20 protein-coding genes are annotated in these 16,086 nt (G+C 51.8%); 19 read left to right on the top strand and 1 reads right to left on the bottom strand.

What is annotated here, in order from left to right; genetic code table 11:
* Positions 1 to 4: 4 nt before the first annotated feature.
* The 5 genes from N5D45_RS06935 (at position 5) to N5D45_RS06915 (ending at position 3,274) form a co-directional block, all read left to right on the top strand.
* Positions 5 to 1,006, top strand: coding sequence for a zincin-like metallopeptidase domain-containing protein (locus N5D45_RS06935; RefSeq protein WP_279938653.1), 1,002 nt, complete (start codon positions 5 to 7; stop codon positions 1,004 to 1,006).
* Positions 1,003 to 1,617, top strand: coding sequence for a hypothetical protein (locus tag N5D45_RS06930; protein WP_279938652.1), 615 nt, complete (start codon positions 1,003 to 1,005; stop codon positions 1,615 to 1,617). The genes N5D45_RS06935 and N5D45_RS06930 overlap by 4 nt, the downstream gene beginning before the upstream one ends.
* A gap of 2 nt (positions 1,618 to 1,619) precedes the next feature.
* A complete protein-coding gene (locus N5D45_RS06925; RefSeq protein WP_279938651.1) occupies positions 1,620 to 2,246 on the top strand; it encodes a hypothetical protein in 627 nt (208 codons plus the stop codon).
* Positions 2,247 to 2,312: 66 nt separating this feature from the next.
* A complete protein-coding gene (locus tag N5D45_RS06920; protein ID WP_279938650.1) occupies positions 2,313 to 2,705 on the top strand; it encodes an ankyrin repeat domain-containing protein in 393 nt (130 codons plus the stop codon).
* 56 nt (positions 2,706 to 2,761) lie between these two features.
* A complete protein-coding gene (locus N5D45_RS06915; protein WP_279938649.1) occupies positions 2,762 to 3,274 on the top strand; it encodes a glycine zipper domain-containing protein in 513 nt (170 codons plus the stop codon).
* A 362-nt stretch (positions 3,275 to 3,636) separates the two neighbouring features.
* Here the strand turns inward: N5D45_RS06915 and N5D45_RS06910 are convergent, their stop codons facing one another.
* Entirely contained in the window at positions 3,637 to 3,915 is a 279-nt protein-coding gene (locus N5D45_RS06910; protein ID WP_279938648.1) for a hypothetical protein, read from the bottom strand.
* A 43-nt stretch (positions 3,916 to 3,958) separates the two neighbouring features.
* On the opposite strand from N5D45_RS06910, the gene N5D45_RS06905 reads away from it, so the two are divergent.
* The 14 genes from N5D45_RS06905 to N5D45_RS06840 all read left to right on the top strand — a co-directional run bounded on the left by N5D45_RS06905 (position 3,959) and on the right by N5D45_RS06840 (position 16,078).
* Positions 3,959 to 4,459, top strand: coding sequence for a hypothetical protein (locus N5D45_RS06905; protein ID WP_164160695.1), 501 nt, complete (start codon positions 3,959 to 3,961; stop codon positions 4,457 to 4,459).
* A 170-nt stretch (positions 4,460 to 4,629) separates the two neighbouring features.
* Entirely contained in the window at positions 4,630 to 5,262 is a 633-nt protein-coding gene (locus N5D45_RS06900) for a fimbria/pilus periplasmic chaperone (protein ID WP_279938647.1), read from the top strand.
* Positions 5,259 to 7,517 (top strand): fimbria/pilus outer membrane usher protein, encoded by a 2,259-nt coding sequence (locus tag N5D45_RS06895; protein WP_279938646.1) that lies wholly within the window; start codon positions 5,259 to 5,261, stop codon positions 7,515 to 7,517. Before N5D45_RS06900 ends, N5D45_RS06895 begins: the two co-directional genes overlap by 4 nt.
* Positions 7,514 to 7,906 carry a hypothetical protein gene (locus tag N5D45_RS06890; RefSeq protein ID WP_141650956.1) on the top strand — a complete coding sequence of 131 codons (393 nt, stop codon included), beginning with the start codon at positions 7,514 to 7,516 and terminating at the stop codon, positions 7,904 to 7,906. The genes N5D45_RS06895 and N5D45_RS06890 overlap by 4 nt, the downstream gene beginning before the upstream one ends.
* An 89-nt stretch (positions 7,907 to 7,995) precedes the next feature.
* Entirely contained in the window at positions 7,996 to 8,496 is a 501-nt protein-coding gene (locus tag N5D45_RS06885; protein WP_279938645.1) for a hypothetical protein, read from the top strand.
* A gap of 341 nt (positions 8,497 to 8,837) precedes the next feature.
* A complete protein-coding gene (locus tag N5D45_RS06880) occupies positions 8,838 to 9,266 on the top strand; it encodes a hypothetical protein (protein ID WP_164160703.1) in 429 nt (142 codons plus the stop codon).
* Positions 9,263 to 10,303: a hypothetical protein gene (locus N5D45_RS06875; protein ID WP_164160705.1), complete on the top strand. Its 1,041-nt coding sequence runs from the start codon at positions 9,263 to 9,265 to the stop codon at positions 10,301 to 10,303. The genes N5D45_RS06880 and N5D45_RS06875 overlap by 4 nt, the downstream gene beginning before the upstream one ends.
* Before the next feature lie 92 nt (positions 10,304 to 10,395).
* Positions 10,396 to 10,986: an ankyrin repeat domain-containing protein gene (locus tag N5D45_RS06870; RefSeq protein ID WP_279938643.1), complete on the top strand. Its 591-nt coding sequence runs from the start codon at positions 10,396 to 10,398 to the stop codon at positions 10,984 to 10,986.
* 361 nt (positions 10,987 to 11,347) lie between these two features.
* Entirely contained in the window at positions 11,348 to 12,154 is an 807-nt protein-coding gene (locus N5D45_RS06865) for an ankyrin repeat domain-containing protein (protein ID WP_279938642.1), read from the top strand.
* A 38-nt stretch (positions 12,155 to 12,192) separates the two neighbouring features.
* The gene (locus tag N5D45_RS06860) at positions 12,193 to 12,561 is read left to right on the top strand and encodes a hypothetical protein (RefSeq protein ID WP_279938641.1); all 369 of its coding nucleotides are present in this window, start codon (positions 12,193 to 12,195) and stop codon (positions 12,559 to 12,561) included.
* Positions 12,558 to 13,319, top strand: a complete 762-nt coding sequence (locus N5D45_RS06855) for an ankyrin repeat domain-containing protein (protein WP_279938640.1) — start codon at positions 12,558 to 12,560, stop codon at positions 13,317 to 13,319. The genes N5D45_RS06860 and N5D45_RS06855 overlap by 4 nt, the downstream gene beginning before the upstream one ends.
* Positions 13,320 to 13,386: 67 nt before the next feature.
* On the top strand, positions 13,387 to 14,142 hold the full coding sequence (locus N5D45_RS06850) for a DUF4942 domain-containing protein (protein WP_279938639.1): 756 nt from the start codon (positions 13,387 to 13,389) through the stop codon (positions 14,140 to 14,142).
* Between the two features lie 63 nt (positions 14,143 to 14,205).
* Positions 14,206 to 14,862, top strand: a complete 657-nt coding sequence (locus tag N5D45_RS06845) for a hypothetical protein (RefSeq protein WP_164160716.1) — start codon at positions 14,206 to 14,208, stop codon at positions 14,860 to 14,862.
* Between the two features lie 100 nt (positions 14,863 to 14,962).
* Positions 14,963 to 16,078, top strand: a complete 1,116-nt coding sequence (locus N5D45_RS06840; protein ID WP_164160718.1) for an ankyrin repeat domain-containing protein — start codon at positions 14,963 to 14,965, stop codon at positions 16,076 to 16,078.
* Positions 16,079 to 16,086 lie beyond the last annotated feature (8 nt).

Genomic DNA, 16,086 nt, shown 5'->3' with positions numbered 1-16,086 from the left:
GGCAATGAGTAAGCAAGACGAAGCACGCAGCATTGCCGCCGAATACATCATTGAGCAAATGCAGCAAGGCGTAATCCCATGGCGACGGGATTGGAAGCAGCACATTTCGACAGGAGCGTTTGGAAGCCTGCCGTACAACTACGCCCGAGGAAACACCTACCACGGCAGCAACGTCATGATGCTGATGATGGCGCAGGCGTCGCAGGGCTTCCAAAGCAACGGCTGGTTAACCTTCAACCAAGCCAAAGCACTGGGCGGCACGGTGCGCAAAGGTGAAAAAGGCTCCAAAGTCGTTCGCGTCATCAATGTCTCCGATAAGCAGGGAAACCCCGTCCTTGATGAGAATGGACGGCAGAAAATTGCATTGATTACATCGGCGGTGTTCAACAGCGAACAGTGCGATGGCTTGCCCATTCGCGAGGCGAAAATACCCAAGCCGGTGGAGTGGAGTCACGAACAGGCCGAGCGTCTGATGAAGGACAGCGGCGTTGACTATCGGTACGGCGGCAACGCCGCGTTTTACACGGTGGGCCAAGACTATGTGCAACTTCCCACCAAAGAACAATTCCGCACGATGGAAGGGTTCTACGCCACCGCCTTGCACGAAACGGGACACGCAAGCGCTCACCCCACACGCCTGGGGCGCGATCTCAGCGGCAAGTTCGGTTCGGAGAAGTACGCTAAAGAAGAGTTGATCGCAGAATGTTTTTCGCTGATCGTCGCCGACCGCTTGGGCTTGTCGGTGGATCAAGACTACGACCCCGGCAACCACATTGCCTATTTGCAATCGTGGATCAAGGTTCTCAAAAACGACCACGCTTTGATCTTCACGGCGTTTGCCGAGGCTGAAAAGATTGCGACGTACTACAACGTCAAAGAGTACACCCGTAAAGCCTTTGAGATGGAGCGCGACGAACAAGAGGTGCGCCCATCCAGTGAGGAGTCACCCAAGCCAACCATTCAAGTTGTGCGCCGCACTAAGACGGCTGAAATGGAGGTGGCGTGATGTGGTACGCGAGCGCTAAACAAACACAAAAACTTCTTGAAAGCGAGATCGTCCGCCTGTCTTCCGTTTACGACAAGGCAGGCAATGCTCGTTCGTTGGAAGGGATGATTGACCAAATCAAAGAGTTGGCTGGATTGAATCTGCGACTCAAACTATTTGAGTCCAAAGTGGAACGCCATCGTGAGGCTTTTGACAACATATCGGGCGACTACAACGATTTTGAAATCGGCCGTCAGGTCATGACCAACACCGGCATTGCCGGCCCCCAGTCGCGTGCAACACTGCCCCAAAATATGCGCGACATGATTGACACAAGCATTCCGTTGTTGAATGCGCAGTTGTGTGATGTCTTCCTAGAACGGGTGCGTGAGCGTTTCAATCTTCCGAGCGACGCCCAACTCTTTGTTCGGGGCAGTTGGGAAAACCACCCCGTACGAATGCAATCTGTGAAAGACGATGTGGTGACCTTTCTGCACAACGATACAGGGGCCACTCACAGTGTGGCCTCAAGCAAGGTCTATTTGCATGGTGGTGAGCGCGACGTTTCGATATCAAGTGTCTTGCGCCAGATGTCCCCAGGGCGTCACGCAACCCAACAACCTCAGAGGTGAGCATGGAGAAGCCAACATTAGCAGATGAAATGACTCTGATTTACAGCGTAAAAGCAAAGGCCGCTGAGTACGCTCAAAAGCGTGAGGAGGAGTCATTGAAGGTCATGGTAGACGAAGTGTGCAAGCTCACGGGTCTTCGCTTTAGATCCCGCTTACTTGCTCAGCCAACAACATCAAGCGTGTTGGACGTGCAGAGGTTGTGCGATGGGTTGACCGATGAAGATATCGGCCACCAAATAATATCCCGCACTGGGGTTGGGTCAACTGCAAACCGCACATCACATTCGCAAGAGTATGGTGATTTATTGGATATGAGCATCCCACCCATAATGCCCGTTCTGTGCAACATCTTCATGGAGCGTCTGTCGGAGCGTTTTGGTTTGGGGGATGATGTTGTTGCGTCTGTTCAGCGCGCACGCGTCGATCGCCAAACCATAGAAATTGCAGCCATCCGTGATGACTACCTTGAGTTCAACGTCAAAGGCGACGACGAGACCCGTTGGTACGTTCCAATTAAAGAAGTGCTTCTAGAAGGTGGCGGCAAATCTATTTTAATGGATGCCGCGCTTGTGCAAATGTCTGTCGGGCTTAAAGGTCGGGAAGTGGTCCAGCAGCAGTTGATCTTTTAGTGTCAGACTCTTTGGCTTGACAAAGTTTCCTCTTCTGTAATTCTGAGGAAAACTCTGGAGGAAGCCATGAATAAACTAACACTACAAGACGTGCGTGTGCTTGCTAACACCTCGCGTCAACATCTGATCACGCATACCGACGAGCAGGGGCGAACCGCTTTGCACTGGGCGGTGATCAACAAAAGATTTGATGTTGCCGACGCTTTGGTTGCCTATGGGGCCAACCCTCTTGCAAAAGACAAAAAAGGGAAGACACCCATGGATTTCGCTAACCGCTGCGTAAATCAGGAGCAGGACTGGCGTTTGCGGACCAGTGTGATTGCTCAATACTGGCTAAAAATGGCGCCTATTGAACAATTCAATGTGGACAAAGCACTGCTGCGAATACGAGAACGCAGCATCATTCTGGCTCAAGCGCAAGAACGATTTCGTCTGCGGGCACAGAACTTAAAGATGTGAGCTTGACATTATGCGTAAGTGTGATGAATTGAAGAATTCTCACACAAGGGGGATTTATGCGTACATCTTTAATTTCAATTGCTATCGCAGCCATGATGGTTGCTGGAACCGTCCATGCCGGATCGACAACCTCAGCCTCCCACTTTGGACGCGACCAAGCGCTTGTCTCGCGCAACGTCCAGGAAGGCGTGGTTGTTATGGTCCGCGATGTTCGGATTGACAACCGTTCCACCGTCAACACCGGCACGGTCATCGGTGGGGCATTAGGGGCCGCGATGGGCGATCGTGCCACCAGCAAGCGCAAGCACCGAGACAGCCGCAATGTGGCGCGCGTGGTTGGTGCGACCTCGGGTGCATTGGCCGGTGGCGCAATTCAACGCGCTGCAAGCAACCGGAACGGAATCGAGATTTTCGTCCGCACCACAGATGGGCGGGGACGTTCGGAAGTTGTATCGATCATCCAAGACGCCGACAGCCGCATCCATCCTGGTCAGCGTGTGTTCCTTAGTGGCAAGGGAAGAGATGTACGCGTTGTGGCTTTAGATGAAGCGAGATACACCGGCCGTTAAGAGCGTTGCCTATTGATCAAGCCCCCGCAAAACGGGGGCTTTTTATTTCTTAATTTAGCGCTTTATCTTGTAAAGTTTTTTGCTTGACAAAGTTGGAATGTCTGTTTAGCTCAAAGTACGTCAACACAATAAGGAGATATCTATGAATTACCTGCGAAAACAAGCCGCGAAATACGTTCTTTACGTCGGGCTGCCTCTGTTTTTGATGCATTTTTCTTCCGAGGCCTTTGAAAAGATAGGGGTCATCCAGAGTTCGATTGATAACATTCAAGCTCGATCTCAATGATTGGTGTATCTGACCTCGGAGCCCTGAACGCAACTAGCGTTGCCGCCTTTCTGTTTTATCTAATCAGCGCCGGCATTTACGCTGGATCAAAGAGATGGACGAAAGCATTTTTTATGGCTGTTTGCTCAATAGTTCCTTTTGCAATGGTCGTGATCATGAGGGAAGTGTGCATCATGTGGTGCGTTTCCTTTGACGCAATGTGGGTGGCGATTGCTTCGCTAAAAATAATAATGTCGATAGCGGCCGGCGCGCTTGTTTGCTGCTTGCAATTTATTCCGTGTCGGATCCCGTTGACTATTCCATCAATATTCGCGGGTGGTATGACTGCTTGCGCGGGAATTGTTTGGGCTTCCATTGAACTCATGCAAAGGATATAGCCAAATAAAAGAGGAGGGCAAGTGATTACCGAAAAACATTTAACCAAAAACGAAATTAGGCTGGCTAAATCACTGGTGTCCAATCTAAACAATATTGCCGCATTGAGATGGCACGTACGCATCGCGCACGATATGTTTCCGGGGCGTGTTTACGAAATATGCATGCGTGCATTGAACATCCTTATCCGCAGTGGATCAAGCAATCTGCTTGTGCTCATTGACGCGATGATTGATGTTGGTGAAAGACTGCCACCTCATCCGACATGGCTAATCTGTAAAGAAGCGTTTTTATCTGGCGAAATAGGATCCGACGCTATCGCAGTTATGGAGAGGATCCTGCAACAGGGTGTTGATGAGCATGAAATTGAATCCACTTTGAATGTCGCGTTGGCCGTTCAATGTGAACCGGTGGTCGCCCTTCTGACCGACCATCTACATCGCAAAAGGGTTGCCCTGGCAAATCGGATCAGTAAGGAATTGAACCCCCCGCACACCTCTGTTGGACAATCTAGAAAGATGTAACAACCAGTGTATCCGTCAAAAATTTACTGTGACGCCGATAACAACAATGAGGAACATCGGACGAAATAGGCTCGGTTTCGTGCGAATTGCAGAAAGTGTCAAGAGAATGTATTGACAAAGTTCGATCATCTGGTTGGATGGAATGAACTTAGTAATTACAGGGGGTTGGGATGATAAAAAAACTATTGACTTTGGCGTTGTTTTCAGTGCCGTTGTTAGCCAATGCTGTGTCCATGGGTCCATTGGCAACGGTCTATACTGGTAATGAAAAGACGGGTGTATTGACCATTAACAACAGCGACGGATCATCGACTGTCACGTACAGCATTTCTGTTGAAAGTGTTACTGTCGAGAACGGAACGGCTAAACGCAGCCCAAGTCAAAACATTCGCTTCGCTCCCAGTGTTGTGACCGTTGGTCCAGGTAAAACCCAGACAGTGCGTTTCTTGCGCACGCCAATGGGCGGCGGGGAAGAAGTGTACCGAATACGGGCGACCCAACTGTCCAATCCTGAGATCAAAGGAATTCAGACTCTTTCATCTTTGGACTTCCCGTGGATCTTTCGCTCCGCTGACGCTAAGCCGCAATTGACGGCGCGTTGGGTTGGCGGAAAGTGGGTTGTTACTAACACGGGCAATGCAACCGCCCAATTGGCATCGGCCGTCGGTGTCGGGAAGACCAAAACTGGACTTCTGGGATATGTCTATCCCGGTGAGACGCGCGAATTCGCTCTCACTGGGTTTAGCCCAGGTTCTGTAAGTGTCTTGGTCAACGGTCAACCAATGGAGTTGAAAGACGAATGAAACATCGAGCCATCGCATCGGCGGTGGCTTTGGTTCTTTTCTCATTCGCTTCCACTGGATCGCGCGCACAAGACACCAATTCCACCGTCTCAAGTAATGAAACGCTTGCGGGGATTAGCGTCAACGGAAAGAGCATGTCCGACGTTGAGCCTGTACAGGTCGTCGGGGACACAATTGCCTTGCCGCGAGAGCGCTGGGAGTCGTTCCGCGTCACGGTCCCCGACACCATCACGGACGAAACAATCAATGCTGATGCGTTGGGTGTCACGGTCACTTTTGATGCAAGCAAGCAGTTGTACATGCTATCGGTCCCGTCGGCCCGCTTGCCCTCTCAGCAACTTGGATCCGGGCGTGAACTGCACACCGACCTGAGCGAAGCACCAAAGGGGCTGATGATCGGCTACGACGTGTCTTCATATCACTCTGATCAGTGGCGCACTTCGGTTGCGCACGATGTGCGAACGAACGTATGGGGTGGAAACGCCTTTTACTCCGCGCAATTTAATACTGATGCAGAGGGCAGCGACTACCAACGATCGCTGACCACCTGGAGCAAAGACATTTTTAGCAAGAGCGTGGTTGTGCAGGTCGGGGATGTGTTCAATACACCACGAAACGCGTCATTGAACGGTGTGGTGAACATCGGGGGCATCCGCGTTGGAACCGATCGCTCATTGCGGTCCGACAACCTGTATCCCGTCCCCATGCTTGGGGGTGTTGCCGACACCCGCTCAACCGCCGAACTGTTGATCAACAGCCAGCGCAATCAGCAAGCCGAGTTGCGGCCAGGTCCTTACCAATTCGCCAATCTGAATATTAACGGTGGATTGAACGATATTGCATTGGTTGTGCGCGACGAATTCGGCCGCGAAACCTTGACCACCCGCAGTGTCTACATCATCCCCAACAGCCTGCGCCAAGGGGCCAGCGAATGGGAGTTTCAAGCCGGCAAGTTGCGCCACGGATCGTTGGGCAACAACTATGACGAGTTCGTTGCCAGTGGGTTCTATTCCCGAGGGCTCAACGACCGCTGGACGATATCTGGGTCCGCCCAGGTCGCGGAAGGCAAGTCAAACATCATGCTTGGCAACCTCTTCAATTTGGGCCGCATGGGCGCCCTGTCCGTGGACGTGGCTAAGGGGGGCAACGGCATGGCTTACACAGCTTCATACGAGCGTCGGTCCCGCAATTGGGCCGTGCAAGCCAGCCACACGCAGATGGACGACGACTACTGGCAGGTTTCGGATCTGCGGGATCAGTTGTTCCGTGCCAAGTCTCTGACCAGCGCAGGGTTTGCCCTGTACCGTCCGGGCGTCACCGGCTCGATCAACTACACAAAGGTCCAATACGACGGCCGGGATCCCAACGAGGTGTTGTCCGCGCGTGCCCAGTGGAGGGTCAGCACCAAAGACGAATTGAGCTTCTTTGCGTCGCGCAACCTCACCAGCAAAGACACCATGGCAATGGTGTCGTGGCGTCACCAGTGGGGCCAGGTCACGGCGGGCACCGTGACCGCCAACAATACCAATCGGGGCAACATCTTGAACGCGGCGCTTCGTTCGCGAACAAGCGTGGCCGGTCAAACCGTTAATTGGAGCGCTACGGCCAATCAAAACCCCAACGGCAACACCACCTACCTTCAAGCACGCACCCGCTTTAGCAAAATAGAACTGGACGCCGATACGAGCAGTGGCGTCTACAGTCAAACCCGCATCGGGGCACGCGGTGGCTTATGGCTGGGAGAGGGCGGGGTGGCACTCACCGCACGTCCCTATGGATCCTATGCGCTGGTAAATGTTGGTCAGCCCCACTCTGTTGTGAGAGTCGGTGGGCAAAGACTCAAATCGAACCGATCCGGCGTGGCCGTCATATCCAACGTCCAATCATTGCACCGCACAGCCGTTACGGTGGATGGAACAACGTTGCCGTTTGACGTTCAGTTGGCCTCATCCAGCCAAGATTTTGTAGCGCCTCGTAATGGTGGCGCAAAAGTAACGTTCGTCGCCATTAGCAACACCATGCGGGAATACCGCTTGGTTCGACACGGAGTACCCATCGATAACGGTCGCTTTCTTCAAACAGGTGACGAAACAGTTGCGATTGCTCCAGGTGGTGCGTTCGTGTTGGCAAAACCCTCAGAGGGCGCCAGTGTCGAGGCTGTGACTGAAACTGGACGTTGCACAGCAACATTGCCTGCAATTTCTTCGTCAATTTTCGATGTTCTCTCCATCGAATGCAAGGAGGTTATTAAATGAAAAAAATGCTACTGGTACTAATGTTTTTTACTATTCCGATAATTGCGAAAGCCGACTGTACAGTTGACGTTATGAACGATGATGTTGGATTGCAAATAGAAAAGCAGTTGTCCGCAGAGGCTGTCGTTCAACTTCTTGTGCGCTGCGATGAACCGACCAATGGCGCACTGTGGGTCACAGCCCCCGATGGCAGGTCTCTGATGGGAGCGGGTGCCGGTAGTGATTTGCAAACCGCAGTTTCAATAAATGGTCATCCAGTCGATCAGCCTTTAGCTATTCAGGCGGACCAGGCCGGGACGCCTATTCCCATCCAATTCAAAGTAACGTCTGCCCTTTACCCGGCTGCTGGTGAGTATCGCGCAGATATTTCATTGAGATTGGAATACTAATCGGTGGTCTTGACAATGTTGAATTGTCTGTTTCACTAAATTGGTGCAATACCTGCACCCCAACATCTTTCTAACTATAAAGGAGTTAAATGCATATGATTAAAAAAACTATTGTTGTTGCAGCGTTGTCATTGCTGTCTGTGGGCTCTGCTTACGCGGGAACTTCAACCGCGACAGTTCCTATCACAATCAAGGTCGAGGCTAACTGTGAAGTGTTAGTTGACGGTGATATCTCAGCAGAAATTGATGCTCGCCAAGGGACACTTAACGAAGGCTTTATTGAAAGCCGCCGCGTGTTTGCTACTTGTTCTGATTTGCTTCCCTACACGGTTGAAACAAATGCGGACGCGGAAGGCAAAATCTTTGTCACAAACACATCTGGACAAAACAAGACCTATTTTGCAACCGTTAAACACACGGATGGGCGTCCTTTCTCAACCATCGCCAACAGCGGTGAGTGGTCCAACGTCGGGAACGGGCGCACGCAAGCCCTTGATTATGAGTTTAAGTTTGATGCGGGAGACAACGGCGTGAGTATGCTTACTGCTGGTGTGTACACTGGTGCGATCAACATGACTTTGACTTTCTAAAGGTCATCGCGTCCTGGTAGAGCTAAAGCCCCCCTTTTGGGGGGCTTTTGTTTGGCCACACTTCACCGTAAAGAAATGAGCTTGACAAAGTTGGACGTTCTGATTTTATGAATACAACGCCAACAGAAATGGAATTCTATGAAACGAAAGAGATACTACGAGTGGCGGCACATAACGGGGAGGACTTTTTGGCAGCCGAAAGGGGTTCATGACTATCTGCTAAAAGATGATTTGAGCCGTGCGTACATGAAGATGACGGCGTTCACCGGTAACAGTAAGTTCTTAACCTTGCAGCAATGGAGGGATGAGCAGCTAAAAATCACAATGAATAAGGAGGGGGGATGAAACAAACGAAGAAACACAAGCAGCGACGAGTGAAACCATCTGGGGTCTACAGCCGACGTAAAATTGGTTACCCCATGTTCTTTGAAACGCAATCGAACTATGACCGGCTGGACGCCTACGCCGCGCGCCACGACAAGACAATGGGTGGGACGATGAGAGAACTCGTGTGGAAGTTCCTGGAAAATCCAGTGGTCAATCGCGATGAACTTATCTCAATGGGATGTGCTCCGCACTCATATACAGGACCAGATAAGACCGCCAACAATGGGGAAGTTGTTCGCTCGGGTATTAGTTTCGTTTCGGATGCTCCGGCATTGGTTGAAAAGTTCGACTCGATTGCCCGCGAGCAGAAGTTGCGAAAAAGCGAATTGCTGCGGTACATCCTGCGCAAGAGTCTGAAATCAATATATAAGGAGTGCAAATGAAGCAAAACCAAACAATAAATACCCAGGACGTACATTTCGTGCTCAACACAAATGATATAAGCGCTGTCTTGGATCGTGACGCTATTAAGAAGTTCTTTGAAGCGCACGATATCAACACGCCAATCGAAGTTCACAGTTTGAGTGATAACAAAGAATTAACCCCGTTGGCTTTCGTTGCAGCCAAAGTCATGTCTAAGGAAGCTAATGGGCACGTTCTGGATGTGATGAACGACATGATTGAAATGGGCGCGAATGTTAACGCCAAAGCTAATGTGAATTCGTACAGCGATGGAGATGGTGATTTCGATAGTCGCAGTCTTGTTGATTTGGTCGATTTGGCAAATGGTCCTGATCGAGTTGAACTGCTTGTTAAAAATGGAGCGCCCGCAAAGGAAGATCATATTGAGGGGTTGATGAAATCAAGCGCTGATATAAATTTGCTGGTCGAAAAATACGCTGAAATGATCCAGCCTCACCACTTCGCATCAATACACGCCCATCGTGAAGGCTCGCAGTTGTTGGATCAGCTTGTGATGTCTGGTTATGACGTGAATGCACAAGGGAAAAGGGGCGATACCGCACTCCACCATATTCAGAACATCGAGCATGCAAAGTATCTTGTGGATGCAGGCGCGTCCACGGATATCGAAAATAAGAAAGGGGAACGGTTCGTGGATCATTGTGATGCTGCGTTTGTTGAACGCAACGCGAGCCAGGATGGGGTTCAGTTGATGAAAGAACTGGGTATTGATTTAAACGCCGCTGATCAATATTCCGGCAACACGGCACTACACCGGCTAATGCAGAAAGGTCCCAATCCTGAATTGATCCACAACTTGTTGGAGGCGGGTGCAGATCCATTGGTGCGCAACAATAAAGGCCAGACACCTGCCAACATGGAGGTGCCGTTTGGTGTCAATCTTGAGGATCATATTGAGTCCAAGACTCTCTTAGAGAACTACACATTAAAAAGAGCAATACTCAATGAGAACGGGGATGCGTTGAATGAGCGACGATCGCAAGTGCGCCGGATGTGAGAAAACAAAAGCCCCCAATTTGGGGGCTTTTGTTTCTTGACAAACTTGACGGATCTGTTTGATTGAATGCATATCAGCATTTTGGAGGGCATATGACCAGACCAACAACAATTACGCCTGTGGATATATTGGTGAATCACATTTTCACGGGCGTGATCGGCAAGGACGAAATTGAGCAGGAGTGGGACCGCATTTGCGACCACTACATCGCCACAGGGCTCGCCTCAGCGGTGGACGGGGAGGGTAACCATCTTCTCCATGTTCTTGCCCAGCACAACCAATTTAAGGCCATCCAGCGGTGCATAAACGCGGGCATCGATATCAACAAGCGATCCGATTGGTCCTACGCGACACCGTTGCACTTGGCGTTGAGTGTTGGCGCGCACGAAACGGTTGACGTTCTGGTAGCGGCAGGCGCGGATCTGACGTTACGAGACTGCATTGGCAACACTCCATTGCACGCAGCGGCCATGTGGGGCGATCTAAGGACGGTTGCCTTGCTTGTTGAGGCGGGGGCGGACGCAAGCGCACGAAACGCTGACGATATGACCCCCTCAGAGACGAGCATGCATGCGTCAATCAGCGCATACCTTGAACACGCCCAGGCACAACAGCAACGCGATCGGTTGGCCCAGGCGGTGGCAGCGGAGGACACTCCAATACGAACACGTCGGCGAATGTAACGAACAATAACCAAGCCCGCTTTCGCGGGCTTTATTATTTCGCCCAGTGTAAAGATAAGAGCTTGACAATGTTTGAGTGTCTGTTTATCTGAAAGAAACAGAAAGGGGATACGTATGAAACATCTTATAGCCGCTCTCATTATATTCATTCCATTGCTTGCCAATGCAAGCGAATCTCAAGCTCGGTTCGTTGTCTCCATGTCGATTGTCGGCTCATGCCGCATCACCGACGAGGGATTGGCCAAGTGCACCTTGGGCATGGCCCAACCGAATGTCGCGGAGGAAGTGAGGACGGTTCGCACACCAACAGGCGAGCAACAAACCCGCACAGTCAAAGTCATCACGTACTAAAAGGAGATCTATGTTCGTACCCAAATACAGCCGCAACCAAACCAAACGCTTCATTGAAGCGATCCGTTCCATTGATGTGGAGACAGCGCAAGACGCGTTGATGAACAAGGCTGAGCCATCGCCACTGTTCAAGCAGTGCGACGACCGTTTGGTGGCTCAGTTCGCTGTGGCCGCCAACGAAGTGGAACCCCACAAGCAATGCGCCAGCGTGGACCCAAATGCGGCGTTAATGAAAGACACCTACAGTTCCGGAGCGCCGATCACCTTCAATGGATTGGCCGAGAAAACCATCTTCGCCACAGACGGCGGTATGGCGGTTGTTGTGGGACGCGATCGCTATGTCAACGGCACTGTGGTGGCTTTGTTCGACATGTTCAGTTCCATCATGTGCGAAGGAGCCGAGCACTTCACTCCCGACCAGGAACAGAAGATTGGCGCAGCCAAAGCCATGATCAATTTGTGCATGGATCATGGAGTCAACATGGTGGGCAAAGACGAGCGGGGCATGACCCTGTTGCATTGGTGCTGTGCACTGTACGACGACGACGCGTTGATCACACGGATGCTCAACACCGGTGCGCCGGCAAAGCTGCAGGACTTGGATGGCTACACCGCCATTGAAGTGGCCTCACACTACGGGCACGTGAAGTCCTTTGAAGCTTTGATGCGTTTCGAGACGCAACCCCCTGCACCCCAAGCGGACCCTATCGACATCGATACCTTGGAGCCGTGCAATGGCATTGAATGCACCCAATCATCCATCGGGAAGCCATCGAGAGGACTCAAGCGATTCATTGAACTGCTGATTGGCCGCTGATCCGAACTCCAACCAACAACAATAACAAGGAGACAACTATGAAACAGACACTTTTTGCCCTGACCGCTCTTCCCATGTTGGCATGGGGCGCACAATCAACTCCGGTGGGGGCGTATCTTACCGTTGAGCAAACCTGCGCATTCGTCCAGGACACACCCGCAGGCCGCCTCATTGGTTGCAACAAAGAGGAACCTGTCACTTTGGACTGCGGTGACGACTCGTGCGTGATCGATGGTCTGCCGCTTCCCGTCCAAGTGCGGCACAAAGCGGAGTGGAAGCCTGGGGACACTGAAAGCTTCAAGTTCGATTGCGACCAAGGGATCTGCCACACGGAATTCGGGCCGCTTGCTGTCAGCGCCGATGTGGATCACTTGCGCGCATCGGCCGCGCAACGGAGCCGCCAATGATCGACAGCGCCGATGTTCAATTGTATTTGGCAATCACGACAGACGATGTGGCTGTTGTTCGTGATTACTTAAAAGGCGGTATGTCACCGGACCACACGATTGCGCCACCAAAAATCATATTTCATCACTCCCATCATCCCGCACGAAATGTTGATCGGCGGCTCCTGGACCTCGCCGTTGACAGCCAAAGCATTCAAGTGGTCCGAGCCCTTGCCAACGCTGGCGCAAACTTGGACCTGGTGGCTGGGCGATTGGACCCTGTTGTTTTCCGTGCCGTTCCCGACGTTCTCCGTGTTCTGTTGGAATGCGGCGCCAACCCCAACGTGGTTTCGCGCATAGGGGACACGCCCTTGCACGGCATATCAAATCTGTTGCGTTCGTATCCAGCGGTTGAACACTACGTGCCCACGTGCCGGCTGTTGCTGGAATTTGGCGCGGATGTCCACGCCCGCGATGTTACAGGCGAGACACCATTGTTGATGGCGCTTCGCAAAGCCAGCGTTATGAACACAAGTTTCGGTGCATGGTACAGCGACGATCACATCGAGGTCTTGAAGGTCGCACAGATGCTTTTGGACGCCGGAGCCGATCCACTCGCCGAAGACTATCAAGGCGTATCGCTGCACACCCACTGCCGGCGTTTGGCGTTCCATGAAGGCATTGATCTTCTTGACGCCCACATTGCCCAAACACAGGCCAATGTTATACACGCTGCCATAGGTTCAAAGTCGGAAGAAAAGCAGCGCCGAAAGATGTAAACCATGCGTATTGACAAAGTTGGGATCCATGTTTGATTGGCTCATCGAACAATTATGGGGGTCCCAAATGTCTGAACTGATCAAGTCCGTATCGATTGAAGCCGTTCTTATGCGCCATGATGTGGTGCGCCAGCGCTTTGAAGAAATGATCCAATCCATCGAGTCCTTTGTTGAAGAAGCAAAGGCCATGAAGTTGCATGTGCCCGTGCAAACGGCGTTGCAAAAGATTGACTACTGTTCGCTGGAGCCAATGGGCGCTGTCCGTGCTGAATTCGACCGCGCAATGACACGCGCTGGGTGGTGGCATGTACTGAAAGGAACAGGCCTGTACGATTGCATGTCCAGCACACGCCGCGCGCAGTGGTCCGACACACTCAACTCAAAGCATTCCGACGTGCCGGCGTTCACCCTCGACACTGTTGTAGCAACGTTCGACACGTTGATTGCCGAACGCGCTTCGTTGATGGAGGAGGGGGTGGTTGATGCGTTCCGTGGACTGTCTTGGGACTTTAAATCCCATTTGCCTGCACGTCTGGGCAAGAAGATCATCACCAAGCACAACACTTACGGAATGAGTTCGGTGTTCAAAGATCACGCCCTGCACGATCTCTTGCGGGCCTTCTATCGATACGACGGCAAGCCGCATCCAGACTTTCGCGATCATCGCTCCGTCGAACGCTTTGCAGAGTACATTGACGTGAAGTTGTACAAGAACGGCAACGCTCACATCATTTTCAAACGACAGGATTTGGTGGGCAAGCTCAACTCCGTCATCGCACGGCACTACCCAAACGCACTTCCCGCCCCCAAGTCGCACGCTTGACAAAGTTGCGTTGTCTGATTTGCTGAGTGGAACCGGAAAATAAAAAAGGGGGTGGATATTATGATGAAAAATATATTGGTTATGGCGGCAAGATTGATGCGCGGTATGGCCCACTCTGCTGGTACAAGTGGCGAACCTGAGTTGGATTATTTATTGTCTCCTGGAAATCGTCTTTCTCATGCCATTAGCAGCGGTGACGCAGAGACTTTCAAGTCTTTGGTAGGGGATGATCCAAGTCTTGCTAAGCAGCACACATTTCACAGGCGCCCAACCTCAATTGCTCGGGGGAACGTCATACATACTCTCAGCCACATTGTTGAGTGCGGACAACAAGAAGAGCTTCTCAATGCGTGTAAGGAGATGATCCTGTTCGCGCTTGAATGCGGAGCCGATATCAACGCACGGGGCGATTACGGTTTGACCCCACTGGAACTGGCTATCAACAGTTACAGCTTTAGATTGATCCCATTTCTCATTGAACACGGAGCGCGTCCCGTCAAAGGTTGGAGGGTGGATACGATGACCGCTGCAAACATTGTTTCGGTTTTTCGAAGGTTCAACGGTGGTCCCCTAAAGGTTGAAGGAACAGAATTGCAGAACATCATTGACGGATTGTCTTCGTTCGACGCCATCGAGGCCAAAACGCAAAAAAATACACTGTTGCGTGAGCTTGGTATTGCGGCGGGTGACGTTGAAAACAGGCCGCGTCGGCGGATGTGAGACGTGAAAACCCTGCTTTGGCAGGGTTTATATTTGAGGGATTGACAATATTCCCTTTGTTGTTTTGATGGGTGCATTCAATCATTAAAGCGGGGGCAATATGTATATCGGGTCAACTATAGAAAATGTTCAGGATGTTATTGCTTCGGGGCGCAACATTCATGAGCGCAGTGGGATAACTCAAAGCACTGCTTTGCACCGCGTTGTTGATGAAAAGTTTTACGAGCCTGGTGTTGTCACCGCACTGGTCAACGCCGGATTGGATCCCAACGCCCGTGAAGTCAACCAGCGCACGCCGTTGCATTACGCGCGTCACCCCGAGGCCATCGCGGAACTTATTGAAATCGGCGCCAACCCCAATCTGGGCGACGTGAACGGCCAGACCCCTTTGCACGTCAACTTGTCGAAGGAAAAATCCATCTGCCCCATGGCGCGTGTCCAAGCTCTTTTAGAGGGTGGAGCCAATATCAACCACGCTGACAAAAACGGTGTTACACCACTCCTGTCTGCGCTGGAAGCACGTCGGCCCACAGAGTTCATTGAAGCGTTGGTGGAGGCGGGCGCCGACCTCAACGCCGTGAGCAACGATGGGCAGGGTGTGTTGTGTTGGTCTACGGCGGAGGGGGACGTTGAGAACACAAAGCTCCTGATTGCGCTGGGAGCGGATATCAACGCGGTTTCCAACACCGGTATGAGTGTCTTGAACTACTGTGCGCGGTTTGAGCAGTTTGAATGCGCGAGAGTGTTGTTGGACGCTGGCGCCGATCCCACAGTTGCCAACGCCGATAACCTAACGCCGTTGCATTTGTTGGCCCACGGACCAACCGATCAGTGGGCTAAATTGATGGGCGAACAACCACAGCGTGCAGAGCTTGTCTCAAAAATGATCGAGGCCGGCGCTGACATCAACGCCGTGGATAAGAGCGGCAACACCGCGCTCCATTTTGCTGCACAAGGCAAACAGGACAATGTTGTACGAACCCTGATTGACCAGGGCGCAACAGTGTCTATCCAGAACAACCAAGGGATGACAGTTCTGGATGTGGCCAAACAGCACTACAAGCACACATCTCAAGGCAAGTTGGCTGATGAAATAGCCAACGGTGAAGGGCTGGTGTCGCTGCTTCAAAACCGCGCTCAGAAGGAAACCTTGCAGGAAGCCTTGAACATCCAACATGACACGCCGCAAACCGTATCGCGGTGGCGGCGAATTTGAAAGAAGGG

This window comes from Stenotrophomonas sp. GD03819 (genome assembly GCF_029841665.1).
GTDB classification, from domain to species: Bacteria; Pseudomonadota; Gammaproteobacteria; order Xanthomonadales; family Xanthomonadaceae; genus Stenotrophomonas; species Stenotrophomonas geniculata.
The sequence above is the reverse complement of the archived record's forward strand: the minus strand, read 5'-3'. Positions and strand labels throughout refer to the sequence as shown.